Here is a 22,136-nt window from a genome sequence, read left to right on the forward strand (position 1 = left end):
GTCGGGGGGATTGCTGGCCAGGATTGCCGGTGTTAGCTTCCCCGAACCGGTTCGACGAAGTGATCGGAGCCGCCGACCCCTGCCAGCCGAACAGTTCCCTTGCTCGTGCGGCACTGCGATCGAACCGGTTCGATCAGCCCGCAGCGCAGGTCGACCCTCCGCCACTCAAGGATTGAGGACGCAATCCATGCCATCCGCTGACAGATCCGCCCGGCGCCGGTCCCCGGCCGCCGTGGCGCTGGCTCTGGGCGCGGGCCTGCTGGCCGCACCGGCCGTGCCCGCGCAGGCAGCCGATACGCCCCAGCCCACCGCCCACTACACCTTCGACCAGGACGACCTCGCCTCCGGCAGGATCACCGACAGCTCCGGCAACGGCCTGACGGCGACCCTGGTGAACGGCTCCACCGCGCAGTCCGTTGCGGGCACGGACGGCGGCAAGGCACTGGCCCTGCCCGGCGGGGCACCCACCTCCGACGGCGCGTACATCCGCCTGCCCCGCGAACTGCTCGGCGACGCAAGCGACTTGACCGTCTCGGCCCGGGTGAAGTGGAGCGGCGACAAGTCGTCCTGGCAGCGGATCTTCGACCTGGGCACCGATACCACCAAGTACCTGTTCACGACGCCGTACAACGGCAGCGTGCTGCGCACCGCCGTGACCACCGGCGGAGGGGGTACCGAGGCGCAGGTCTCCGGAGACGCGCCGCTGCCCGCCGACGCCTGGCGGACCGTCACCGTCACCCTCGACACCGCCGCCCACCGGGTCACCACCTACCTCGACGGCGTGGCGGTCTCCTCCGCAGCGACGACCGTCAAGGCCAGGGACCTGCTGGACAGTTCGGCCACGGCCGCCGGCTACATCGGCAAGTCCTTCTACCAGGACCCCCTGCTCAAGGGCGCGATCGACGACTTCACGGTCTGGCACTCGGCGCTCAGCCCCGAGCAGGTCGCCGGCACGGTCGGGACCCTCCCCACCCTCGATCAGCTCTCGCAGACGTCCTTCGAGGTCCGCACGACGACCGGGACGGCCCCCGTCCTCCCCGCCGCAGTCCGTTCCTCCTTCTCCGACGGCTACGACCGTGACACACCGATCGGTTGGGACGCCGTACCGCCCGAGAAGTACGCCCGGACGGGCACCTTCACGGTGGCCGGAACCGCCGCCGGACGTGCGGTGAAGGCGACCGTCACCGTGGTCCGCGAGGGAGCCCTGACCGTCGATCTCGGCTCGGACACCGGCAGGTTCCACGGCGGCGCCTCCGGCACCCTCTACGGCGTGTACGGACCGGACGTCCCCACCAACAACCTCATCGAGGGCATGGGCCTGCGCACCGTCTCCACCAAGGCCCAGGACGGCCCGCAGCACCCCGGCGCCGACGCGCTGGACGTGGTCGGGCCGCTGGCCGACTCCACCGACGGCGACGTGTACATCTACATGACCGACATCCACCGCGGCTTCCCGTACGAGTGGCCGGGCGCCACCCCCGCAGAGAAACTCAAGCTCTACGAGGAGAAGATCGCCAAGCAGGTCGACCAGGTCCTGCAACTGCCGAAGCAGTACCAGGACAACATCGTCTTCGTGCCGTTCAACGAGCCCGAGGGCAACATGTTCGGCACCGGCGAGTGGAGCTACGACAAGGTCAGCTGGCTCACCGACCCCGGCGCGTACTTCGCCGCCTGGGACGAGGTCTACAAGCTCATCAAGGGCAGGATGCCCACCGCCCGCATCGCCGGCCCCAACACCAGCGTCCTGTTCGACCAGGTGAAGGGCTTCCTCACGCACACCCTGGCCGCCGGGACCCTCCCGGACGTGATCACCTGGCACGAGCTGAGCCACCCGGAGGCGGTGCGCGAGAGCGTCGCCAAGTACCGGGCGTGGGAGAAGGACCTGTTCAAGGGCACCGACCGCGAGGGCACCCAACTCCCGATCAACATCAACGAGTACGCCTTCAACTACCACACCTCCGTCCCCGGCCAGATGATCCAGTGGGTGTCCGCGATCGAGGAGTCAAAGGTGGACGCCGACATCGCGTACTGGAACATCGACGGCAACCTCTCCGACTCGGCGGTGCAGTCGAACCGCGGCAACGGCCAGTGGTGGCTGCTGCACTCGTACGCCTCGATGAGCGGGCACACGGTGACGGTGACGCCGCCGTTCCCCGGCGAGAACTACACCATGCAGGGCGTGGCCACGCTCGACGAGAAGAAGAAGCAGTCCCGGCTGATCTTCGGCGGGTCCGGCGGCAAGGGGCACATCACCTTCGCGGGCGTCCCCAGGAAGATCTTCGGGGATCGGGTGCACGCCTGGGTGCGGGAGATCGAGTGGAGCGGGCAGGTCGGCGACAACTCCGGTCCGAAGCTGCTGTCGGAGACGAATCTGAAGGTCGGTGACGACGGCACCGTGGTCGTCGACTTCGGGGACGGCACGCTGCCGACGCTGAAGGAGTCCTCGGCGTACGAGATCGTCCTCAGCCCGGCCGGGAAGGCGAAGGGCACGCAGTCGCCGCCCGTGCGCTGGCAGGGATCGTACGAGGCGGAGGACGCGGCCCACACCGGGTCCGGCTACTCCAGGAACGGCCCGGAGGGCTCGACCGGCGACGTGTCGAAGTTCTACACCTCAGGCGGCTACGACGTGGGCGGCCTGCGCACCGGCTCGGACGTCACCCTCGACTTCGGTGTGGACGTGCCCGAGGACGGCACCTACGACCTGAGCGTCTTCGCCAACTCCCTGAACACCTACGACAAGGTGAAGGAGCAGGGCCCCACCAACGTCTTCCTGCGGGTGGACGGCAAGACGGACAGCGAGCAGGAGTTGTATCTGCCGCTCGGCTACAAGTGGGTGGTGTGGGACCACACCGACACCGAGGTCCATCTCAGCAAGGGCAAGCACACCCTGACGCTGGCGGCGAAGAGCCTCGACGGCAAGCGCGCCACCAAGGGTGACGCGATCGTCGACCGCCTGACCCTGTCCTTGCCGGAGGCGTCGGCGGCCACCCAGGTCTACGAGGGCGAGCTGGCCTGGACGGGCGGCGGGGCGCGGCCCGTCTACGACCTTCCCGGGCGCGCCGGAACTCCCGCCACCGGCTCGGGCGCGGTCCGGGTTGCGAAGGACCAGACGGCCACCTTTTGGGTCTACTCCCCCGCCGACCGCGAGGCCACCCTGCGGGTCGACACCCTCGGCGGCGCGGATGCACGGCTCTCCGTCAACGGGCACGCCGTCCTGCGCCTGTCGAAGGGCAGGCACGCGGTGGCGGTCTCCCTTTCGGGCGGCATCAACAAGGTGACGGTGACCGGTGGTTCGGCCGCCACCCTCGTCGATCGCCTGACGGTCACGCCCAGCGACGGCACGCTCAGGGCGCGTACGTACGAAGCGCAGGACGCCGAGCTGGCGGGTTCGGCGACGCTGACCCCGCTGTCCCTGGCGAGCGACGGTACGGCGATCACCGGCATCGGCGGCGACCCGGGCAACGGCAACACCGCGACGTTCACCGTCGCCGCGGACAGGGCCGGCCTGTACGCGCTGCGCATCCGCTACTCCGACCCGGAGCAGTCCGAGGCCACCCACTACAACCCGGACCCGCTCGCCCGTCACGCCGACATCACCGTCAACGGCGGCGAGATGCAGCGCGTCGGCTTCCCGCACAGCTTCCATCAGAACAACTTCTGGGAGCTGACCGTCCCGGTCCGGCTCAGGAGCGGGCAGAACACGATCGCCTTCCGCTCCGAGGAACTGCCGAACTTCGACGGCACTACCTACGCCTCGGACACCTTCCCCGGGGTGCTGCTCCGCTCCCGCTTCGCGCCGCTGATCGACCGCATCACCGTCGCGCCGTATGCGCGGGAGGTGCGGTGAGGGTGACCGCCCCCGGCGACCGGCAGCAGAGGGCGCCGGGGGCAGGATCATCCCAGAGACGTGAGTGCGCCGCCGTCGAAGAACCTGCCCGCGCTGTAGACCATGGGAGGGAGCTCGGTGACGGCGGCGTGCACCACCCGGCAGATGAAGACCGTGTGCGTACTGGCCCGCAGCCGCTCGCGAATCTGCACTTCCATCTGCGCGCTGCTCCGAGCGATCAGCGGGCTGCCGAACGGCCCGCTCTCCCAGTCCAGGTCCTGGAACTTGTCGGCGGCCTTGCCTGCGAACGTGCCGACGACGTCGAGCTGGTCGGTGGAGAGGATGTTGATCGCGAGGTGGTCCGCCCGGAACAGACAGTCATGGGTGGACGAGGTGTGCTGGACGCACACCATCACCGTGGGAGGGTCGAGCGAGATGCTCGAGAACGCGTTGACGGCCAGCCCCCTGGGCGTCTCTCCATCCATCGCGGTCACGACCGTGACACCGGTGACGAACTGCCGGTTCACCTGCTTCATCACGTCGATGTCCGGGGTGGAGGCAAGCGCGGCCATGACGGTGCTCCTTGTCATCTTGATCGTCAGTTCCGTCCCACGTTGATCGTCAGTCCTGTCCCACGCTGATGATGCCCAGCGCCGAGAGCAGCGCCCGGGGATCCCATGTCACGTGCTCCTCGACGACCCGGTCGCCCTCGAAGCGGGCGAACGTGGCGCCGCTGATGTCGACGCGCCGCTCGGTGGGTGGGACACCGAGGAACGCGTTCGCATGGGTTCCGCTGCTGTGCCAGCGGATCGCGGCCCTGTCACCTTCGACCACGATGTCGTCGATGGTGGTGGTCAGGTCCGGGAACGCCGCTCGCGTGGAGAGGATCGCCGCCTTGAAGGCGTCCAGGGTCTGCGGCTGCGGCTCTGTCCCGTGGCGTAGGTAGTGCGGGCTCAGCAACGTGTCGAGTGCATCGACGTCGCCGTGCCCCCAAGCCTCGGCCCATACCTTCTCGATGAGTTCTCGACGGGCGTCGGTGCGCGCCATCTCTTCTCCCTTCACAGGCCCCATGGCTGGCCCCCCGGCCTCGCGTTGGCATACAAGAAGCAGTAAGGCATGCCACAAGGGGAGCGTCAAGGGATCGAGGGTGCAAGATCGCTTCTCCGACCTCACCGGTCGCCAGAAAATGCAGTTCAAGAGCCATATTGCGGCTGCCGCCCCTGGACCATGGAGGGCACACGAAGGCCGTTCGGGCCGGACCCCTTGACCGGTTTGCACGTGCATGCTTATCGTCCTGTGCCATGCAAGAGAGCTTGGAACACCGCATGGAACACACTGACGAGAGCATCGGTCTCCGCAAGCTCGTGCTCTACCGTGATGTCGTCCTCACCGAGGCGGGCGAGGCGCCTGCGCGGCCCGCCTGGCGAGCCAGCGTCGCCGCGGTCATACGCAATCCATGGGTGGCATCCGGTCCCTCGACCGATCTGTCCCTGGAGCAGGCTCGGATCGCACCGGTGCTCGCGAAGCTGCTGACCGACCGGCTCATCGCTTCCCTGGGCGGTGCGGACGAGATCGAGTCGTTCGGCAAGGCCGCCATCGTCGGCACCGCGGGCGAGATCGAGCACGCCGGGGCGTTGATCCACACGCCGTACTTCGGCAATCTGGTGCGAGAGTTCCTCCAGGGCGAGTCCATCATCTGTTTCGCCGACACGCGTGCCGAGGCCGGAGAGTCGCTGATCATCCCTCTCTGGCACAAGACGCATGCCGCGACGCGCAGTCACTACCAGACCATCAGTGCCCGGGTGTCCGACGGGCCGCGGGCGGACGAGCTCGTCGTCATCGCGGCCGCGTCGACGGGGCCGCGCCCGCATCCCCGTATCGGGGACCGTATGACCGACCCCGTCGTCACCACCGAAACCCTGGAGGTTGTGCCCTCATGAGCGTCCGCAGGATCGTGACCGTCGTCGAGGAGATTCACGCCGAGGGGGGCCGGGAGCTCGACCGTCCGGCCCGGATCGCCGTCGTCGCGGCGGTGATCGAGAATCCCTGGGCCGGCCAGGGCTTCGTCGAGGATCTGAACCCCGGCATCGACGCGCACGCCTCCGACCTCGGCGCGCTGCTGGCTCCGGCCGTCCTCGACGCCCTGGAGGCTCCCGCCGAGGCATACGGCAAGGCGGCCATCGTCGGTCTGGACGGCGAGATCGAGCACGGCTCGGCGCTGATCCACACCCTCAAGTTCGGTGATCACTTCCGCAAGGCGGCCAATGCCGCCACCCTGCTGCCCGCGGTCGAGAAGCGAGGGCCGACGGGCGTGGTCTTCGACATCCCGCTGAAGCACATCACCGATGCCACGATCCGTTCGCACCACCAGAGCTTCGAGGTCCGGATCAGCGACGCCCCGCACCCGAACGAGATCGTCGTCGCGCTTGCCGCGGCCGCTCAGGGGCGCCCCCAGCAGCGCCTGGCGCCGCTCTCGACCGAACAGTAGGCGCCCATGAGCAAGCCGACCGTGGTCCTGCTGCACGGGGTCGGGCTCGACCACACCATGTGGGAGCCCACCGCCGGGCTCCTGGCCGACCGCTTCACCGTGATCGCCCCCGACCTGCCGGGCCACGGCACCCGCCCGCCGGTGAGCGACGGGGTGACACTCGCCGACCTGGCCGACGGGGTGGCCGGTGAGATCGGGGCCGGCTCGCACCTGGTCGGATTCTCGCTGGGGGCGCTGATCGCCCAGCAACTGGCCCTGCACCGGCCCGAGTTGGTGGCCACCCTGACCTCGGTCAGCTCGGTGTGCAGGCGCACGGCCGAGGAACGGACCTCCGTCCTGGACCGGCTGCGCACCGCGGAAGCCGACTTCACGGCAAGCGCGGCAGCATCCCTCAAGCGCTGGTACGACGGCACGGACGTCACCCCCGGCTGGGTGGCCCGCACCGAGGCCACGCTGTTCGCCAATGACGTCGGCTCCTTCCTCGGCTGCTATCGCGTGTTCGCCACGGCGGACGCCGAACTGGGGCCGGACCTGGGCTCCATCGCCGTACCTGCGCTGGCGGTGACGGGGGAGAACGATCCCGGCTCCACCCCGGAGATGGCTCGTCGGCTCGCCGCGGCGCTTCCCGACTGCCGGGCGGTGGTCGTCCCCGAGGCTCGTCACATGCTGCCCGTCGAGCGTCCCCGGGCGCTGGTCGACTCCCTCACCACCTTCCTCGGAGAGTGTGCTCATGTCTGACCTCACCACGTTGCAGCACTTCATCGGCGGGGCGCGGGTGGAGCCCGCGTCGGGCGAGTACTTCGAGAGCGCCAACCCGGCCACCCGCGAGATCCTCTACCGGGCCGCGCGCGGCGACGCCGCCGACATGGACCGGGCCGTCGCCGCCGCGAAGAGCGCCTTCGAGGACCCGCGCTGGCGCGACCTCAGCCAGACGCGCCGGGGCCGCCTGCTGCGCCGCCTCGGTGAGCTGATCGCCGAGAACGCCGAGGACCTGGCCCGGACGGAGACGCTGGACAACGGCAAACTGCTGCGCGAGATGCGGGGACAGCTGGCCACCCTGCCGGAGTACTACCACTACTACGCGGGGCTCGCCGACAAGATCCACGGCGACTTCATCCCCACCTCCGACCGCCAGGTGCTGAACTACACGGCCCGGGAGCCGCTGGGCGTCGTAGGAGCGATCACGCCCTGGAACTCCCCGCTGACGCTGACCACCAGCAAGCTGGCCCCTGCCCTCTGCGCCGGCAACACGGTTGTGATCAAGCCCTCCGAACACACCTCGGCGAGCATCCTCAAGCTCGCCGAACTGGCCCTGGCGGCAGGGTTTCCGCCGGGTGCGGTGAACGTCGTCACCGGGTTCGGGGCCGAAGCGGGACAGGCCCTCGTCGACCACCGCGACCTCGCGAAGATCTCCTTCACCGGCTCCACCGCCACCGGGGCCCGTATCGCGGCGGCGACCGCGAGCCGGTTCATCGACTCCACGCTCGAACTCGGCGGCAAGTCCCCCAACATCGTCTTCGAGGACGCCGACATCGCGAACGCGGCGATGGGAGTCGTGGCCGGCATCTTCGCCGCCGCCGGACAGACCTGCATCGCGGGCAGCCGCGTCTTCGCCCACCGGTCGGTCTACGACGAGTTGCTGGAGCGGGTGGCCGAACGCGCCAAGACCATCCGTATCGGCGACCCCCTGGACGCCCAGACCGAGCTCGGCCCGCTGGCCTTCGCCGCCCAGCGCGACAAGGTGGCCGGATATGTCGACCTCGGGCGCAGCGAGGGCGCCCGGGTGCTGACCGGCGGGCAGCCCACCGACGGCGGGCTCGGCGGCTACTTCTACGAGCCCACCATCCTCGTGGACGTCGACAACAGCATGCGCGTCGTACGTGAGGAGATCTTCGGCCCGGTCCTGGCCGTCATGCCCTTCGACACCGAGGACGAGGTCCTACGGCTGGCCAACGACACCGAGTACGGACTCGCGGCGGGGGTCTGGACGACGAACCTCGCCCGGGCGCACCGCATGGCGGCGCGGCTCGACGCCGGGACCGTCTGGGTCAACACCTACCGGGCCATGTCCCCCATGTCCCCGCGGCAGGGCTTCAAGACCAGTGGCGTCGGCGTCGAGCACGGCACCGAGACCATCAAGGAGTACACCCGCCTCAAGAGCGTGTGGATCAACACCAGCGACGAGCCCGTGGCCGACCCGTTCACCATGCGCAGCTGATCGGAGCCGACATGCCACAGGTCGCCATCACCCTCGCCGAGATGAACGCCGTCGGCCCGCAGGACGAGGAGCAGTCATGAGGTTTTCGTTGTTCGTGCACATGGAGCGCTGGGACGAGGAGGTCAGCCATCGCCAACTCTTCGAGAATCTCGCCGAGTTGACCCTGATGGCCGAGGCCGGCGGGTTCGGCACCGTGTGGATCGGCGAGCACCACTCGATGGAGTACACCATCTCCCCCAGCCCGATACCGCTGCTCGCCCACCTGGCCGCGCAGACCTCGACCATCCGCCTCGGCGCCGGGACCATCGTCGCCCCGTTCTGGCACCCGATCCGAGCCGCCGGTGAGTGCGCGCTGCTCGATGTCATCAGCAACGGCCGGATGGAGGTGGGGCTCGCCCGGGGCGCCTATCAGTTCGAGTTCGACCGGCTGGCGGGCGGGCTGTCGGCCCGCGACGGCGGGAAGCACCTGCGCGAGCTGGTGCCCGCCGTCCGGGCGCTCTGGCAGGGCGACTACGCCCATGACGGCGAGATCTGGCAGTTCCCGACGTCGACCAGCGTGCCCAAGCCGGTGCAGCAGCCCACCCCGCCCATGTGGATCGCCGCCCGCGACCCCGACTCCCACGACTTCGCCGTCGCCCAGGGCTGCAATGTCATGGTCACCCCGTTGATGAAGGGGGACGAGGAAGTGACCGATCTGAAGCGGAAGTTCGACACCGCGGTGGCGAACCATCCCGAGGTGCCGCGCCCCGAGCTGATGGTGCTGCGGCACACCCATGTCCACTCCCCCGACGAGCCCGACGGATGGCGGCCGGCCGCGGAGGCGATCGGCCGGTTCTACCGCACCTTCGACGCCTGGTTCGGCAACCGGACCACCCCTCGCAACGGGTTCCTCGACCCCAGCCCCGAGTCGAAGTTCGAAGGCCGCCCCGAGTTCGCACCGGAGGCGCTGCACAGGACGGCGATGATCGGCACCCCTGCCGAAGTGATCGAACGGCTGCGCAGCTACCAGGAGCTCGGCGTCGACGAGTACAGCTTCTGGATCGACACCAGCCTGCCGCACGAGGAGAAGCGCAAGTCGCTGGAGCTGTTCATCAAGGAGGTCATACCGGCGTTCCAGTAGGCCGCCACTGTCCGGCCGAGGTGTCCGGCGGAGGCGTCCCCCGGCCCGGCCCCGCATCGCATTGGTTGACCAATGATTGGTTGGCAAACTACGTTGCTGGCCAAGGAGGTCACATGAGCTTCGAGGCATCTTCCGGTACGCGTGGGGCACGTCAACCCGGGCGCGGCACCAAGTGGTTCAACAAGTGGACCATGAGGCGCATCCGCCGCAAGGGCGGCGGCAAGCTGATGGGCATGGACGCGCTGGTCCTGACGACCGTCGGCCGCAAGAGCGGTGAGCCGCGCGAGACTCCCGTGGGCTGGTTCCCCGGCAAGGACGGCAGCTGGATCGTCGTGGCGTCGGCGGCCGGGGCGGCGAAGAACCCGGCCTGGTACTACAACCTCGCCGCCCATCCCGACCGGGTGCAGGTGCAGATCGGAAGCCGCAAGGTGGAGGTCACCGCCGAGCAGCTCCACGGGGAGGAGCGGGAGGAGGCATGGCGGCAGATCACCGCCGCCGTGCCCCGTTTCGCGCAGTACCAGGTGAAGACCGACCGGGAGCTGCCGATCATCCGCCTGGTGCCCCGCTCCCTCAACTGATCCATTCTCAGAGCGAGTCGGCGTCGATCTGCATCACCACCGCTATGGGCTCGGTGAAGAACTCCCGGCTGAAGGTGGCCCCTTGCCAGTTGCCAGCGAGGGCAAAAGAGCCCCTGTCAGTGGCGAGCCGATCGGCCATGTCCGGCAATGCGTGGCGCTGTACCCTTTGTTTGTTCAAACAAACACTCAGGCCACGCGAGGAACCCATGAGCCAGCCGGAGACCCCGGACACCCGTCGGCCCTCCGCAGCCGACACCGAGGGCCCGGCGTACGTGGAGATGCCGGACTCCGTCGCGGCCGGCGCGCTCAATCACGCGATCCTCCGTGTGGCCCGCCTGCACCGCATGCTGGCCGGCCAGCTGCTTCGTCGCGTCGGCCTTCACCCCAGCCAGGAACTGGTCATGATGCAGCTGTGGGACCGCGGCCCCCAGCGGCAGACCGACCTGGTCCGGCTGCTCGGTTCCGACGCCGCCACCATGACCCGCACCATCCGGCGCCTGGAGAACGCGGGCTTCGTCCGCCGCCGCCCCTCCAGCACCGACAAGCGGGTCACCATCGTCGAGCCCACCGCCGCCAGCAACGCCCTGCGCAGCGAGGTGGAACAGGTCTGGATGGACCTGGAGACCAGCGTCGCCGAAGGCATGACCCCCGCCCAGCAGAAAGAGGCCGTCGAAGTCCTGGCCCGCATCGAGGAAGGCCTCGCCCGGGCCACGTCTCACGACGCCTGAGCGGGCAGAAGGCTGTCGGCGGTCACGACGCGCAGCCGAAGAGGTCCGGAATCGCCGGCACGACGACGCCGCGTCCGGTCAGCTCGGTCAGGCCCGGCGCATGGAGTTGGCGGTACGAGACGCCCATGGCGAGAAGGAGAAGGCACCGGCGCCCAGGCCCAGTTGCAGGCGTCCGCCCGACAGCAGGTCGCGGGGACGAGAGCACGGGCAGGGTCACGGTTCTCACTCCGCAGGCCGGGGCTTGCCGCCACACAGACAATCCATTGGCCGACCAATTTAGTATAGGTGAGATGATTCCACGACAAGTGACTCGCTCGCCGAGCAAGGCCGAGCAAGGAGGAAGAGCAACATGCCGCCAGCGTCCGAATCGGTCCAGGGCAAAGACGACGCGGTTCCGACCGTCGCCGACGCTCCGATGAGCGAGGCCATCTTCCGCGCCGCCCGCGTCCACCGGATCACGGCGGGCAGCCTGCTGCGCGAGACCGGCCTCTACCCCGGGCAGGAGCTGCTGATGATGCAGCTGTGGGAGCGGGGCGAGCAGCGCCAGGCCGATCTCATCAAGACTTTGGGGCTCGATCCGTCCACCGTCACCAAGATGCTGCAGCGGCTGGAGCAGTCCGGGTTCGTCACCCGCAGCCCCTCCCCCACCGACCGTCGGGCCGTCGTCGTGAACGCCACGCGCGCGGGCCAGGCCCTGCGCGACCGGGTCCTGCAGGCCTGGCGCGATCTGGAGGCTGTCACGGCCGCGGGCTTCTCGGACGAGGAGTACGAGCAGGCGATGCGGGTCCTGGCCCGTATCGAGGCGAACCTCACCGGCACGAACTCCGACGCCGACGACTCCTCGATGGCCTGCTGACCGCCGTCACGGCGTCTCATTCGCCCGGGTAGCGGACCCCGATGCGCGCGCGTACGGCATCCAGCGTCGCCATGACCGCGAGCGTGCCGTCCAGTGGGACGTACGGCGATTCGGTGGCGCCGGCCCGCAGACAGCGGGCGACCTCCAGCGCCTCGTGGGTGTAGCCGTTGCCCGGGGAGTCGGGCAGGCGGATCTCCTCGGGCTCGCGGCCCTGCCGATGCAGGACGAAGCCGTCGGCGTGGAAGAAGTCGCGCGCGAACTCGATGCGGCCCAGGGTGCCGTTGACCGAGGCGTGCTGGGCCGTCTGGGTGCCCAGTGAGCAGGAGAGCACGGCGACGGCTCCGCTGTCGTAGCCGAGCAGGATGCCGGTGTTGTCGTCCACTCCTTGGGGATTGAAGTGCGCCCAGGCCTGGACCGCGTCCGGCACGCCCAGCAGCAGGTGGGCGAAGGAGACCGGATACACGCCGAGGTCGAGCAGGGCTCCGCCGCCCTGCAACGGGTCGTGCAGGCGGTGCCCGGCGTCATACGGCAGGGCGATGCTGAAGTCGGCCTGGACCGAGCGGAGTTCACCGATCGCGCCGTCCGCGATCAGCTCCCGCATGCGCAGCACGGCGGGGTTGATGTAGGTCCACATCGCCTCCATCAGGAAGACGTTCCGCTTGCGGGCGAGGGTCACCAGGTCCTGAGCCTGCGCGAGGTTGAGGGTGAACGGCTTCTCGCACAGCACCGCCTTGCCGGCATCCAGGCAGAGCGCGGCCGCCGCGCGGTGGGCCGAGTGCGGGGTGGCGACGTACACGACGTCCACCTCGGCATCTCCGGCCAGGTCCCGCCAGCTGCCGTGGGCCCGGGCGATGCCGTGCCGGTCGGCGAACCGGCGTGCGGCGGCGGCGCTGCGGGAGCCGACGGCCACCAGTTCGGCGTCGTCGGGTATCAGCCGCAGGTCTTCGGCGAAGGCGTGGGCGATGCTGCCGGTGGCGAGGACGCCCCAGCGGACGGGACGGGTTCCTGTCATGGGCCGGGCCCTTCGGTAGGTCGATCGCTCATTTGCCGAAGCCGGCGGTCAGACCACTGATGAGCTGGCGGCGGCCGATGGCGTACAGCGCAAGGATCGGCAGGATGGACAGGACGACCGCGGCCAGGATCGCCAGCACGTTGATGGTGAACTCGCCCTGGAAGCTCCAGACGTTCAGCGGCAGCACGCGCTGTCGGGGCTCTGGGTGAGGACAAGGGGGAAGAGGAAGCCGTTCCAGACGTTGAGGGCGTCGTAGATCGTGACCGTGATCAGGGCCGGGCGGGACAGCGGGAGGGCCAGGTTCCACAGCATGCGCCAGTGGCCGGCGCCTTCCGCGCGCATCGACTCGTAGAGCTCGTCGGGGATGTCCCGCAGGAAGTTGACCATGATGATCACGGTGATCGGGATCACGAACGCCGCCGAGGGCAGCACGATCGCGAGCAGGGTGTCGTACATCTGGGCCTTGGCGATCAGGTAGTACACCGGGATGATCGTGGCCTGCAGCGGGTTGGCGAGGCCCAGCAGGAAGACGCTGAACGTCCAGCGCAGGGCGCGGCTGGTGCCGCGCACGATGGCGTAGGCCGCGAGGAAGGACACCGACAGGGTCAGCGGGGTGGCGCCGGCGGTGACGACGAGGCTGTTGAGCAGGTAGGGGCCGGACCACGTCGAGCGGCAGATAGGGGGCCGCCTCGGGCAGGGCCACACCGAGCCTGAGGCGGTCGGTGCCGGCCTGGTCCAGGTCGGCGAGTGTCATGCGCACGCTGCGGAAGCGGTCGTCGTGTTCCGGGTCCGGCGCCCGGGTGAGGAGGTCGGCGAGGGCTTCCGGGGTGGCGGGTGCGTCGCCCAGCCAGTCGGGGGCGTTCTGCAGTGCGTAGGCGAAGTAGCCGCCCACGCCGCTGTCCCACAGGCCGCGCAGCAGCGCCGTACCGATCTCGGTGGAGGTCTGGAGGTGACTGTGGTCGACCAAGGTGATGGTACCGGCAGAGATCGATTCCAGGCCGCCGAGCAGGTTGGCCAGATAGGCGTCCTCGGCGTCGAAGCAGCCGCCGTAGCCGCCACGGACCAGACGCATGTACGCCGGGAAACTCCAGTCGGTGGCGAGCCCGTGCAGCAGACTCTGCCAGGCGTGCCGGTGGCCGTCGACGAGTCCGGGAAGGACGATCCACCGCCCGCCTCCACCACGTCCGCTCCGCCTGCCGGCAGGTTCGGCGCGACGTCGGCGATACGTCCGTCACGGACGAGCACATCGGCGTCGGGCAGATTCCCGAGGCCGGGGTCCATCGTGACGAGGTGGCCGCCGCGGATGAGGATGGCGCCCGTTGGCTACCTCCACCGGCTAGGACACCAGCGGCCCCTCATAGGCGACGCGAGCCGTCTCGACCTCGGCGAGATGCCGCCGGGACCACTCCGCGAGTGCGGCGAACACCGGGCTCAGCGACGCCGCCAGGTCCGTTGCCTCGTACTCGACCCGCGGCGGCATCTCCTCGTAGAGGGTGCGCGTCACGAGTCCGTCGCGCTCGAGCTGCCGGAGCCGTTGCGCGAGCACTTTCGCCGTCACCGCAGGCAGCCGCTGCCTCAGCTCACCGAACCGGAGCCGGCCGTGATGCAGGAGGCACCACAGCACCTGAGCGGTCCACTTGCTGTGAACGACGTCGACGACGGGCGCGATCGGACAGGGCGCGACGACCTGACTCGACTCCTGACGGGGACCTTCCACCGACATCTCCTGCACTCCGCAACCGGGTCGAAATACTTTGGTCGTCCACTATTTCATTGACGGCACCACCACGGGAACGCGGATTTCAGGCGGCCGACCCCACGCTGTCACACGCGCCGGTCAACGATGAAAACGCTTTGAACTGCACATATAACCTCGCCCAACGCCGCCATCCCTCCGTCGTGACGTGGATCACACGAAGGACGGTATGGGCTCATGGTGTTTACTTGTTCGGACAGTAAACGGCTCGTCTTGAACAACTAAGGATGATGAACATGTCGAAGGCCTTCGAAGCGACCGACCTGGGCGGGACCCGTCTGGCCAACCGCATCGTGATGGCGCCGATGACCCGCTCCCGCGCCTACGGCCCCGGCCAGTCGCCGACCGAGCTGATGGCGGAGTACTACGCGCAGCGGGCGAGCGCCGGTCTGATCGTCACCGAGGGCACCCAGCCGTCGGCGATCGGCCAGGGCTACCCCGACACCCCCGGTATCCACACCGCCGAGCAGATCGCCGCCTGGCGTCAGGTGACCGACAAGGTGCACGCCGAGGGCGGCGTCATCTTCCTGCAGCTGATGCACACCGGCCGGGTCGGCCACTCCACCTGGCAGGGCCGGAAGCCGGTCGGCCCCTCCGCCGTCCAGGCCAAGGGGCAGATCTACACCCATGACGGCATGAAGGACTTCGAGGTCCCGCAGGAGCTGAGCGGCGCCGAGGTCGAGCAGACCATCGCCGACTACGCCGACGCCGCCAAGAACGCCATCGAGGCCGGCTTCGACGGCGTGGAGCTGCACGGCGCCAACGGGTACCTCATCCACCAGTTCCTCGCCCCGAACTCCAACACCCGCACCGACGCCTGGGGCGGCAGCCCCGAGGCCCGGGCCCGCTTCGCCGTCGAGACCGCCAAGGCCGTCGTCGCCGCCATCGGCGCGGACAAGGTCGGCTTCCGCATGTCGCCGGGCAACCCGTTCAACGACATCGACGAGAGCGACCGCGCCGACGTCGAGGCCACCTACACCGCCCTGATCAACGGCCTCGCCCCGCTGAACCTGGCCTACCTGCACCAGATGGAAGCCCCCGGCTACCGCGACTTCACCGTGCAGGCCCGCAAGACGTGGCCCACCACCTTCATCCTCAACCCCTTCACCGGCCAGGAGCCCACCGGCCCGGGCGAGCTGCAGCTCGTCGACGACGGCACCGCCGACCTCATCGCCTACGGCGCCCTCTTCCTCGCCAACCCCGACCTGCCGGCCCGCCTGGCGCAGAACGGCCCCTTCAACACCCCCGACCGCGCCAAGTCCTTCGGCGGCGACCACACCGGCTACACCGACTACCCCACCCTCGACTGATCACCGGCCGGTCATCACGGCCGGCACACCGCGGCGCCCATCGGCCTACAACCCGGCGGGCGCCGCGGCGCTTTCCGGACGGACGGAGACGAGCTCGCCGCAGGCACCGGCATGGAGGCCCGACACCCCATGGACATAAGGCCATCGAGCGGAGACACCCAGGACGTCCCGTCGGCCGCGCACCACGGCCCGATCAGTTATGCGATCTTCCGCATCTCCCGTCTGCATCGCATACTCGCCGGCCAGCTGCTGCGCGAGGTCGGGCTCCACCCGAGTCAGGAGCTCGTGATGGAGCAGTTGTGGGAACACGGCTGTATGCGCCAGGTGGTCCTCCCGAGCGAAGGGCTCGACAGGGACTTCGTCGATCGCTACATGGCAGCGTCGGATGCGCTCCTGCGGCGCGCGGCCCGGGGCTGTCTGGCGGGAGCGGGCGCGGCATCGCTCACCTTGAGGGCTGCGGTGTGCTCGTCCCCGCCCGCTGAGAGATCGGCCATGCGTGAACGCTATTTTCCGAACGGTCGAAGTCGCTGGTCGCCGTGCGGTCGGCCGTCAGCAGGTCGAGCATCTCGTCCACGAGGTGACGGAAGCATCCTTCCAGCAGCTTCTCGGGCAGTCCGCGCACCTGGTTGAAGGCGAACCACCACGGGACGCCGCCGTGCTCACGTGCCACCATCGGGTCATGCATCGCGCACGGCGCCGTCCCTCAATACATGTCCGGTGATGCGTTGGGGTGTAGTCGATGGAACCGTCGCTACCAGACGCGGTCCTGCGTCACCGACGTCCTGGCCTCCACATCAAAGTGCCGACGAGGCGAGGTACGTACGCGTCCGCGCGACTCGGACCCGGTCCGCCGCGAATTCGAGGAGCGATCCGGGCGCGCTCGCCGAAAGTTTCACGCCTCCGGCCTCGCGTGCAGACATCAGAATGTTCTTCTGTGCTGGTGCATCCCATCCCGCGACGCGAAGTTCTGTAACGGATTCGAACTGCAAATGAAACTCGAAGGCGTTGAAGGGTTTCTCCTGCCATTCCGGGCGAGGGTGTGACGGGAGGTGCGAGGTATCGAATCCCAGTGTCACGGAATCTGCGCGCTCGTCGAGATGGACATAGAAAAGGTCGCATGCGCTCAGCTCGGGCGGGGAATCGTAGAGGCTCGCAATGAGTGCGGGCTCCGTGAGCAGTTGAACCCAGCTGTCAGCGCGCATAGAAGGTCTTTTCGTAGGTGCGGGGGATCGTCGAGAAGCGGCGTGCGTCGAGCTTGCTGAGGAAGTGGTGGGGAACCTCGTCCGAACCATCGGGTGCCATGCGGAAACCGCTGATGTGACGGATGGTCACTTGCTCGTGGCTCTGAAAATCGAGCGAGACTCCGGGGCCGCGGACGGACACATCAATCATCCGAGGTTCCGCCGTGGGTGTGGTGGTGAGCCGTGCTCTCGTCGACGGATTCCACTCCCCCAGCGCGAGTTGATCGACCGCCAGGAAGTGGATGTGGCATTGCACCACGTCGCACTGGTTTGCCACCCAGTCCTCCGGCGGGTGGGCGGGGAAATCCAGGAGGTCAATACGGAGCGTGAGCGAGGGGCCCGCCCGGTCGATGTTGATCGAGCGGAGCCTGAATTCGTCCAGGCCGGGAAAGTCGCCGTACAGCCGGCGAAGCGGCTCAGGGTCGGCTGGGATGAGTGGAACGGTCATAGTAGTAGTGCTCTTCGGCTCCGGGGACTTGCCCATTACGGGTGTCGTCTATCGGTCGCACGTGGACGTGTGCGGGTTGATGGCCAGGGGTTCCGGGTTCCTGATGACCGAAGTGGTGGTCCTGGAACACGATGAAGTTCTCGCCGTCGGGGTGTTCGTATATCTCCTCTGTGTAGTAGATCGGTTGGTGGTTCTCATCCATGAGCTGCTTGCCGCCTTGCCACTCTGGCGTCGTGGCCTCTACCCAATCGTTACTCTCCAGGGGGACCGCGCCCTCTGGAATACCTGCGTCCCTGAGTGCCTTGGCCTTGGCTTCCTCATAGGTGCGCTTGGTGCCCGGGACATTATCAGGGTCGCATTCCTGAGGAGCGAGACCGAGCGGGTCGCTCCAGACGTGCGGATTGTGCACGTATGACGCCGGGTTGGGAGCAGGCGCCAGCCCCAGGGGGTCGGGGGTGAGGTAACGGGCGGTGACGGGGTCGTAGATGCGGTGATGGTTGTAGTGGAGGCCGGTCTCGGCGTCGTGGTACTGCCCTGGGAAGCGAAGTGGGGTGTAGGCCGTCGCGCCGTGGTCCCAGGCAGTGGTTCCCCACAGCGTCGTGCGGGTGCGCGCCGCGATGCGTCCGTGTTCGTCGATCAGCTCGGTGGGGGTGCCGACGACGTCGGTGACGATGGCGAAGAAGCGCTCGTCGACTTCGGTCGTCGACAGCGGCTTGCGTTCGTACTGGGCCACGGGGCGTCGGCCGTCGTGGTCCCAGGTGAGGGTGACGCCGGTCGTGCTCCGGGTCTCCTCGCAGAGGGTGTTCCCGTCCCAAGCGAAATCGACCTGTTCCACGACGTCTGCGCTGTCGTCGAGGCGTTGCTTGGCCGTGCGTCGGCCGAGCGGGTCGTAGAGGTAGCGCCAGGTCGTGCCGTCGGGGGTGGTGACGGACGTGAGCTGGTCCTCGGCGTTGTAGCGGTAGCGCCAGATGTCGGGTTTGCGGGAAAGGCGGGTCTTCTGGCGCAGCACGGTGCGGCCGGCTGCGTCGTACTCGTAACGCAGGCCACCGGCGCGGTCGATGCGGGTGCCGCTGTAGGTGCGCTCGCCCTGGCCTTCAGGGACGAGGACGTCGGGCCAGGTGACGGCCGTCTGGTTGCCGGCGGCGTCGTAGGCGTAGGTCTCGCTCCAGTTGTGGGCGTTGACGGCGGTGACGCGGCCGACTGCGTCCAGGGTGAAGTGCGAGGGGCCGTGCAACTGGTCGTCGACGCCCGTGAGATGGCCGTCGGCGCGGTACCGGTACGCGCGTGACTGAATGACGCCGGTGGCCGGCGCCGCGCTGGTGTGGCCGACGAGACGGCCGAGGGGGTCGTAGGCGAAGTCCATGGTCAGGCCGCCGTCGAAGGTGCGGCTCGTCTCGCGCCCCACGGCATCTCGCGTGAACGTCACGGTTCGTCCACCGGTGACCAGCTGCACGCGGCTGCCGGAATGGTCGTAGGTCCATGAACTGCGCACACCGGTGGGGGTGGTACGGGAGACCCTCCGGCCGATGGCGTCGTAGCCGAAGGACATGATGCGGCCGTTGACCGTCTCGGTGAGCACGCGGCCGTGCTGATCGCGCTGCAGCTCCAGCCTGACGTCGGGGCTCGCTGCCGCGGCGAGTTGATCCGTCGTGTCGTACGTGTACGTGGTGAGCGCGCCGTCGACGTCCTTGTGGACGATGCGCCCGAGCGCATCGCGTGTGAAACGGACGGTCTGCCCCACGGGGGTGGTGCGGGATGCCAGGCGCCCCGCGGCGTCGTGGCCATAGCGCAGCACGCGCCCGTCGTAGTCTTCCTCGAGGGCCAGGCGTCCGTCGGCGTCGTAGGAGTATCTCCAGGTCTCTCCCAGGGGGTTGGTGACCTGGGTGAGCCGGAGTCGGGTGTCGTAGGCGAACTCGTGCCGTACGCCGTCCGGGCCGGTGCGCGCGGCGAGACGGTCGAAGTGGGTGTACTCGAAGCGGGTCACCTGGCCGAGGACATCGGTGTGCGTGCGCTGGTTGCCCTCGCCGTCGTAGGTCCAGCCTTCGGCATGACCGTCCGGGAGGATCCGGGTCCTGAGCTTGCCTTCGACGGTCCAGCGCAGCTGAGTCGCCGCGCCCAGCGCGCTGGTCAGCGTGATCGGGCGGCCGAAGGCGTCGCGTTCGTAACGGGTCGCTTTCCCCAGGGGATCTGTGATTTCGAGGGGCATCCCGGCTGCGTTGCATCGCACGTGCGAGGTACTGCCGTCCGGATGCGTCATCGCCGACACATGGCCCTGCGGTGTGTACGCGTACGTGGTCGTGGCGCCGGTCGAGGAAGCCAGGGAGGTGCGGTTGCCGCGGCTGTCGTAGGTCTGCCGTATGGCTCGGCCGTCGAAGCCGGTGATCTGGACGGGCAGGCCCAGAGCGTTGTAGTCGATGTGGCTGCTGCGTCCGTCGGCTCGGTGGACGGTGACGAGCCGTCCTTCCTCGTCGTATGTGAAGGTCGTCGGGTGGCCGAGCGGGTCGGTGCATGACAGCAGGCGGTTGTAGCGGTCGCGCTCGAAGCGGGTCACCGCGCCCAGAGGACTGATCTCGGCGACGACTTGCGACGCGTCGTTGATCAGGTAGCGCGTGGTGTTGCCCTGGGAGTCGGTGATCGCGGTGACGCGATGACCGGTTTCCGGATCGATCGCGTCGTAGGTGAATGTGGCGCTGAGGTGCCCTGCGATTCCTGACTGGTGTACGCAGCGGTGCCGTTCGTCGTAGGCGTAGGTGTAGCTGCTGCCGTTGCTGTCGGTCCACGATGTGATACGACCCAGGGCATCGAGACCGAAGCGCATGGCACGCCCCTCGGAGTCGCCGACCTCGATGAGCTGACCTGCGCTGTTGTATGCGTACGTCTTGATGAGTTGGTCGCCGCCGTCCTCGGCGGCTCCCGCGAGGCACAGGCCGGTGATGCGGCCGTGGTCCGTGGTGATGTTCAGCTGGTAGCCGCCGCAGTGCCGGATCGCGAGGGGCGCGCCGGTGGCGTCGTGGTCGAAGGCGATCCAGTTGCCGTTGCGGTCGTCGAGCTGGTCGAGGAGCGCCAGCGACCCGTCGTGGTGGGTGAAGTACCAGATGCGGCCGGTGGCCGGGTCGGTGACGGTGTAGCCGTCCTCGGTCGCCTCCAGCGGCCAGCGCTCCCCCTCCACCGGCAGCGTCGCTGTCCCCGGTGCCGGGTGCGGGTAGGAGAGCAGGGAGCGGTCCTCGCGTACGAAGATCACGCCCTGGTCGTCGATCAGCAGGCGCTGGTCGAGGGTGGAGCACCAGGCGGGGCCGAACCAGCCGCCGGATCGGAAGGAGGACTCGAAGGTCCGGGCGAACACCAGCGGCAGCGTGCCGGGCAGCGCGATGTCCGTCTGGGACATGAGCATGCGGCCGGTGGCCATGTCGATCGGGTCGCCGTCGCAGACCTTCTCCTTGGCCGACTGCGCCTCGTGTTCCGGGTTGTCGTCGACCGCGTCCCGGGCGCTGCGCCGGGCCTCGGACCCGGCGTTTTCCTCGACGCCCTCGCGAGCCCCGTTCTCCACCTGCTCGCGGCCCTGCCCGGCGCCGGACGCCCGCCCTGTGCCACTGGTGCCGGCGCGCGGAGCTGGCACGTCTTCCTTGCCGCCGCCCTTGAGGATCTTCTCCAGTTCGGAGGCGTGCTTGGCGTCGTTCTCGACGTGGTTCTGAGCGACCTTCTTCAGCCGTGTGCCGGTGTCGTGGTAGAGGTCCTTGACGGCCTTGCCGGCGTCCTCACCGATGGCCTTGCCCATTTTCCGGGCCCCGTCCTCCAGGGCCTGGACGATCCGGTTGCTCATTCGAAGCTCACCGTCGCGAGCTTGGTCCGGAACGTCTCCGCATGAGAGGCCACTGTCTCGGCATGGCCGCGCATCAGCTCCGCGTGCGCGTGCATCCGCTCGGGGTCGACCGAGAAGCCTTCGCCCACCGCCCCGGTGCTCCCGCCGCCGGCGGACACACCGAGCGCGGATTCGGTGGTCTGGAACACCAGCCCCGTCACGGCCTTCCCCACCACATCCACCAACGGGTTCATGGCGGCCTCGATCACCTGCCCGATGATGTACTGCTCCAGCTGCTGCTCAAGGAAGTCCATCAGCTTCTCTGCCGCCTCCACGACCAGCGCCTCGGCCGCCTCGGCGAGGCCCAGGGTCGCCACCGCCGCCGCCTGGTCCGCAATGAACGTGGCCGCCAGCACCGCCAGTTCGGCGATCGCCTCGACCTTCATGGCCACGATCACATCGGCCGCAACATCCAGGGCGGTGGCCACGGTGTGGCAGGCCTCGACCAGCTCGTTCAAGTGGCTGTTGGACAGCTGCGCCCACTTCGCGAGCAGGGCCTCGTACGACGCCCCCTGGTACGCCTCGCCAAGACGTTTGATCGTCGCGGTGGAGTCCTGGTGGGTGTCGTCCAAGTTCTGCGCGAACTCCCGTACATGCGCGGCGAATTCACGGACCTTGTCCTCGTTGACGTTCGGCCAGTTCACCCCGATGAACTGGAGGAACGACACCACTTCCCCCGGCAGCTCGATTGCCATC

Annotated in this window: 20 protein-coding genes and 1 pseudogene; 10 read left to right on the forward strand and 11 right to left on the reverse strand. The window is 68.6% G+C overall.

Annotated elements, in window-relative coordinates; all coding sequences use genetic code 11:
* Nucleotides 1–187: 187 nt before the first annotated feature.
* Nucleotides 188–3,847: a LamG-like jellyroll fold domain-containing protein gene (locus tag P2Q00_RS29940; RefSeq protein ID WP_275776265.1), complete on the forward strand. Its 3,660-nt coding sequence runs from the start codon at nucleotides 188–190 to the stop codon at nucleotides 3,845–3,847.
* Between the two features lie 47 nt (nucleotides 3,848–3,894).
* Here the strand turns inward: P2Q00_RS29940 and P2Q00_RS29945 are convergent, their stop codons facing one another.
* On the reverse strand, nucleotides 3,895–4,398 hold the full coding sequence (locus P2Q00_RS29945; RefSeq protein WP_275776267.1) for a flavin reductase family protein: 504 nt from the start codon (nucleotides 4,396–4,398) through the stop codon (nucleotides 3,895–3,897).
* A 49-nt stretch (nucleotides 4,399–4,447) separates the two neighbouring features.
* Nucleotides 4,448–4,873 carry an ester cyclase gene (locus P2Q00_RS29950; protein ID WP_275776268.1) on the reverse strand — a complete coding sequence of 142 codons (426 nt, stop codon included), beginning with the start codon at nucleotides 4,871–4,873 and terminating at the stop codon, nucleotides 4,448–4,450.
* Nucleotides 4,874–5,151: 278 nt separating this feature from the next.
* On the opposite strand from P2Q00_RS29950, the gene P2Q00_RS29955 reads away from it, so the two are divergent.
* The 6 genes from P2Q00_RS29955 (at nucleotide 5,152) to P2Q00_RS29980 (ending at nucleotide 10,230) form a co-directional block, all read left to right on the forward strand.
* Nucleotides 5,152–5,766: an amino acid synthesis family protein gene (locus P2Q00_RS29955; RefSeq protein ID WP_275776270.1), complete on the forward strand. Its 615-nt coding sequence runs from the start codon at nucleotides 5,152–5,154 to the stop codon at nucleotides 5,764–5,766.
* Nucleotides 5,763–6,314: an amino acid synthesis family protein gene (locus tag P2Q00_RS29960; RefSeq protein WP_275776272.1), complete on the forward strand. Its 552-nt coding sequence runs from the start codon at nucleotides 5,763–5,765 to the stop codon at nucleotides 6,312–6,314. The genes P2Q00_RS29955 and P2Q00_RS29960 overlap by 4 nt, the downstream gene beginning before the upstream one ends.
* Nucleotides 6,315–6,320: 6 nt before the next feature.
* Nucleotides 6,321–7,052, forward strand: a complete 732-nt coding sequence (locus P2Q00_RS29965) for an alpha/beta fold hydrolase (RefSeq protein WP_275776274.1) — start codon at nucleotides 6,321–6,323, stop codon at nucleotides 7,050–7,052.
* Nucleotides 7,045–8,532: an aldehyde dehydrogenase gene (locus P2Q00_RS29970; RefSeq protein WP_275776275.1), complete on the forward strand. Its 1,488-nt coding sequence runs from the start codon at nucleotides 7,045–7,047 to the stop codon at nucleotides 8,530–8,532. Before P2Q00_RS29965 ends, P2Q00_RS29970 begins: the two co-directional genes overlap by 8 nt.
* Before the next feature lie 76 nt (nucleotides 8,533–8,608).
* Nucleotides 8,609–9,652, forward strand: a complete 1,044-nt coding sequence (locus P2Q00_RS29975; protein WP_275776277.1) for an LLM class flavin-dependent oxidoreductase — start codon at nucleotides 8,609–8,611, stop codon at nucleotides 9,650–9,652.
* 113 nt (nucleotides 9,653–9,765) lie between these two features.
* Nucleotides 9,766–10,230: a nitroreductase/quinone reductase family protein gene (locus P2Q00_RS29980; protein ID WP_275776278.1), complete on the forward strand. Its 465-nt coding sequence runs from the start codon at nucleotides 9,766–9,768 to the stop codon at nucleotides 10,228–10,230.
* Between the two features lie 7 nt (nucleotides 10,231–10,237).
* Here P2Q00_RS29980 and P2Q00_RS29985 read toward each other — a convergent pair whose 3' ends face one another.
* Nucleotides 10,238–10,369: a hypothetical protein gene (locus P2Q00_RS29985; RefSeq protein ID WP_275776279.1), complete on the reverse strand. Its 132-nt coding sequence runs from the start codon at nucleotides 10,367–10,369 to the stop codon at nucleotides 10,238–10,240.
* A gap of 67 nt (nucleotides 10,370–10,436) precedes the next feature.
* Between P2Q00_RS29985 and P2Q00_RS29990 the strand changes: the two genes are divergently transcribed.
* Together P2Q00_RS29990 and P2Q00_RS29995 are read left to right on the forward strand one after the other, a co-directional pair.
* The gene (locus P2Q00_RS29990; RefSeq protein ID WP_425579633.1) at nucleotides 10,437–10,958 is read left to right on the forward strand and encodes a MarR family winged helix-turn-helix transcriptional regulator; all 522 of its coding nucleotides are present in this window, start codon (nucleotides 10,437–10,439) and stop codon (nucleotides 10,956–10,958) included.
* Nucleotides 10,959–11,307: 349 nt separating this feature from the next.
* Complete coding sequence (locus P2Q00_RS29995; protein ID WP_275776280.1) at nucleotides 11,308–11,814, forward strand: MarR family winged helix-turn-helix transcriptional regulator; 507 nt, start codon at nucleotides 11,308–11,310, stop codon at nucleotides 11,812–11,814.
* A gap of 16 nt (nucleotides 11,815–11,830) precedes the next feature.
* Here P2Q00_RS29995 and P2Q00_RS30000 read toward each other — a convergent pair whose 3' ends face one another.
* The 3 genes and pseudogenes from P2Q00_RS30000 to P2Q00_RS30010 form a co-directional block, all read right to left on the reverse strand.
* Nucleotides 11,831–12,826 (reverse strand): Gfo/Idh/MocA family protein, encoded by a 996-nt coding sequence (locus tag P2Q00_RS30000; protein ID WP_275776282.1) that lies wholly within the window; start codon nucleotides 12,824–12,826, stop codon nucleotides 11,831–11,833.
* A gap of 28 nt (nucleotides 12,827–12,854) precedes the next feature.
* Nucleotides 12,855–13,477, reverse strand: a pseudogene (locus tag P2Q00_RS30005) (carbohydrate ABC transporter permease); the annotation flags it as partial.
* 685 nt (nucleotides 13,478–14,162) lie between these two features.
* The gene (locus P2Q00_RS30010) at nucleotides 14,163–14,549 is read right to left on the reverse strand and encodes a winged helix-turn-helix transcriptional regulator (RefSeq protein ID WP_425579632.1); all 387 of its coding nucleotides are present in this window, start codon (nucleotides 14,547–14,549) and stop codon (nucleotides 14,163–14,165) included.
* Between the two features lie 269 nt (nucleotides 14,550–14,818).
* Here P2Q00_RS30010 and P2Q00_RS30015 point away from each other — a divergent pair, with 269 nt between their 5' ends.
* Nucleotides 14,819–15,892 (forward strand): alkene reductase, encoded by a 1,074-nt coding sequence (locus P2Q00_RS30015; RefSeq protein WP_275776284.1) that lies wholly within the window; start codon nucleotides 14,819–14,821, stop codon nucleotides 15,890–15,892.
* Between the two features lie 442 nt (nucleotides 15,893–16,334).
* On the opposite strand, the gene P2Q00_RS30025 is transcribed toward P2Q00_RS30015, so the two are convergent.
* The 5 genes from P2Q00_RS30025 to P2Q00_RS30045 all read right to left on the reverse strand — a co-directional run bounded on the left by P2Q00_RS30025 (nucleotide 16,335) and on the right by P2Q00_RS30045 (nucleotide 22,135).
* Nucleotides 16,335–16,565 (reverse strand): hypothetical protein, encoded by a 231-nt coding sequence (locus P2Q00_RS30025; RefSeq protein WP_275776507.1) that lies wholly within the window; start codon nucleotides 16,563–16,565, stop codon nucleotides 16,335–16,337.
* Nucleotides 16,566–16,686: 121 nt separating this feature from the next.
* A complete protein-coding gene (locus P2Q00_RS30030) occupies nucleotides 16,687–17,094 on the reverse strand; it encodes an Imm50 family immunity protein (protein ID WP_275776285.1) in 408 nt (135 codons plus the stop codon).
* Complete coding sequence (locus tag P2Q00_RS30035) at nucleotides 17,084–17,581, reverse strand: Imm50 family immunity protein (RefSeq protein ID WP_275776287.1); 498 nt, start codon at nucleotides 17,579–17,581, stop codon at nucleotides 17,084–17,086. Before P2Q00_RS30035 ends, P2Q00_RS30030 begins: the two co-directional genes overlap by 11 nt.
* On the reverse strand, nucleotides 17,550–21,401 hold the full coding sequence (locus P2Q00_RS30040; protein WP_275776289.1) for a DUF6531 domain-containing protein: 3,852 nt from the start codon (nucleotides 21,399–21,401) through the stop codon (nucleotides 17,550–17,552). Before P2Q00_RS30040 ends, P2Q00_RS30035 begins: the two co-directional genes overlap by 32 nt.
* Entirely contained in the window at nucleotides 21,398–22,135 is a 738-nt protein-coding gene (locus tag P2Q00_RS30045) for a WXG100 family type VII secretion target (protein ID WP_275776292.1), read from the reverse strand. The genes P2Q00_RS30040 and P2Q00_RS30045 overlap by 4 nt, the downstream gene beginning before the upstream one ends.
* Nucleotide 22,136: the final 1 nt, after the last annotated feature.

The sequence above is a fragment of the Streptomyces coacervatus genome, from assembly GCF_029223485.1.
Taxonomy (GTDB): domain Bacteria; phylum Actinomycetota; class Actinomycetes; order Streptomycetales; family Streptomycetaceae; genus Streptomyces; species Streptomyces coacervatus.

Bases quoted from the DNA above. Each gene is read 5' to 3' on its own strand.
- P2Q00_RS30035 (WP_275776287.1), bottom strand. From the start codon at position 17,581: ATGACCGTTCCACTCATCCCAGCCGACCCTGAGCCGCTTCGCCGGCTG.
- P2Q00_RS30040 (WP_275776289.1), bottom strand. From the start codon at position 21,401: ATGAGCAACCGGATCGTCCAGGCCCTGGAGGACGGGGCCCGGAAAATG.
- P2Q00_RS30010 (WP_425579632.1), bottom strand. From the start codon at position 14,549: ATGTCGGTGGAAGGTCCCCGTCAGGAGTCGAGTCAGGTCGTCGCGCCC.
- P2Q00_RS30030 (WP_275776285.1), bottom strand. From the start codon at position 17,094: ATGCGCGCTGACAGCTGGGTTCAACTGCTCACGGAGCCCGCACTCATT.
- P2Q00_RS29990 (WP_425579633.1), top strand. From the start codon at position 10,437: ATGAGCCAGCCGGAGACCCCGGACACCCGTCGGCCCTCCGCAGCCGAC.
- P2Q00_RS30045 (WP_275776292.1), bottom strand. From the start codon at position 22,135: ATGGCAATCGAGCTGCCGGGGGAAGTGGTGTCGTTCCTCCAGTTCATC.
- P2Q00_RS29960 (WP_275776272.1), top strand. From the start codon at position 5,763: ATGAGCGTCCGCAGGATCGTGACCGTCGTCGAGGAGATTCACGCCGAG.
- P2Q00_RS29975 (WP_275776277.1), top strand. From the start codon at position 8,609: ATGAGGTTTTCGTTGTTCGTGCACATGGAGCGCTGGGACGAGGAGGTC.
- P2Q00_RS30025 (WP_275776507.1), bottom strand. From the start codon at position 16,565: ATGGTGGCACGTGAGCACGGCGGCGTCCCGTGGTGGTTCGCCTTCAAC.
- P2Q00_RS29950 (WP_275776268.1), bottom strand. From the start codon at position 4,873: ATGGCGCGCACCGACGCCCGTCGAGAACTCATCGAGAAGGTATGGGCC.
- P2Q00_RS29940 (WP_275776265.1), top strand. From the start codon at position 188: ATGCCATCCGCTGACAGATCCGCCCGGCGCCGGTCCCCGGCCGCCGTG.
- P2Q00_RS29955 (WP_275776270.1), top strand. From the start codon at position 5,152: ATGGAACACACTGACGAGAGCATCGGTCTCCGCAAGCTCGTGCTCTAC.
- P2Q00_RS30015 (WP_275776284.1), top strand. From the start codon at position 14,819: ATGTCGAAGGCCTTCGAAGCGACCGACCTGGGCGGGACCCGTCTGGCC.
- P2Q00_RS29965 (WP_275776274.1), top strand. From the start codon at position 6,321: ATGAGCAAGCCGACCGTGGTCCTGCTGCACGGGGTCGGGCTCGACCAC.
- P2Q00_RS29985 (WP_275776279.1), bottom strand. From the start codon at position 10,369: ATGGCCGATCGGCTCGCCACTGACAGGGGCTCTTTTGCCCTCGCTGGC.
- P2Q00_RS29945 (WP_275776267.1), bottom strand. From the start codon at position 4,398: ATGGCCGCGCTTGCCTCCACCCCGGACATCGACGTGATGAAGCAGGTG.
- P2Q00_RS29995 (WP_275776280.1), top strand. From the start codon at position 11,308: ATGCCGCCAGCGTCCGAATCGGTCCAGGGCAAAGACGACGCGGTTCCG.
- P2Q00_RS29980 (WP_275776278.1), top strand. From the start codon at position 9,766: ATGAGCTTCGAGGCATCTTCCGGTACGCGTGGGGCACGTCAACCCGGG.
- P2Q00_RS29970 (WP_275776275.1), top strand. From the start codon at position 7,045: ATGTCTGACCTCACCACGTTGCAGCACTTCATCGGCGGGGCGCGGGTG.
- P2Q00_RS30000 (WP_275776282.1), bottom strand. From the start codon at position 12,826: ATGACAGGAACCCGTCCCGTCCGCTGGGGCGTCCTCGCCACCGGCAGC.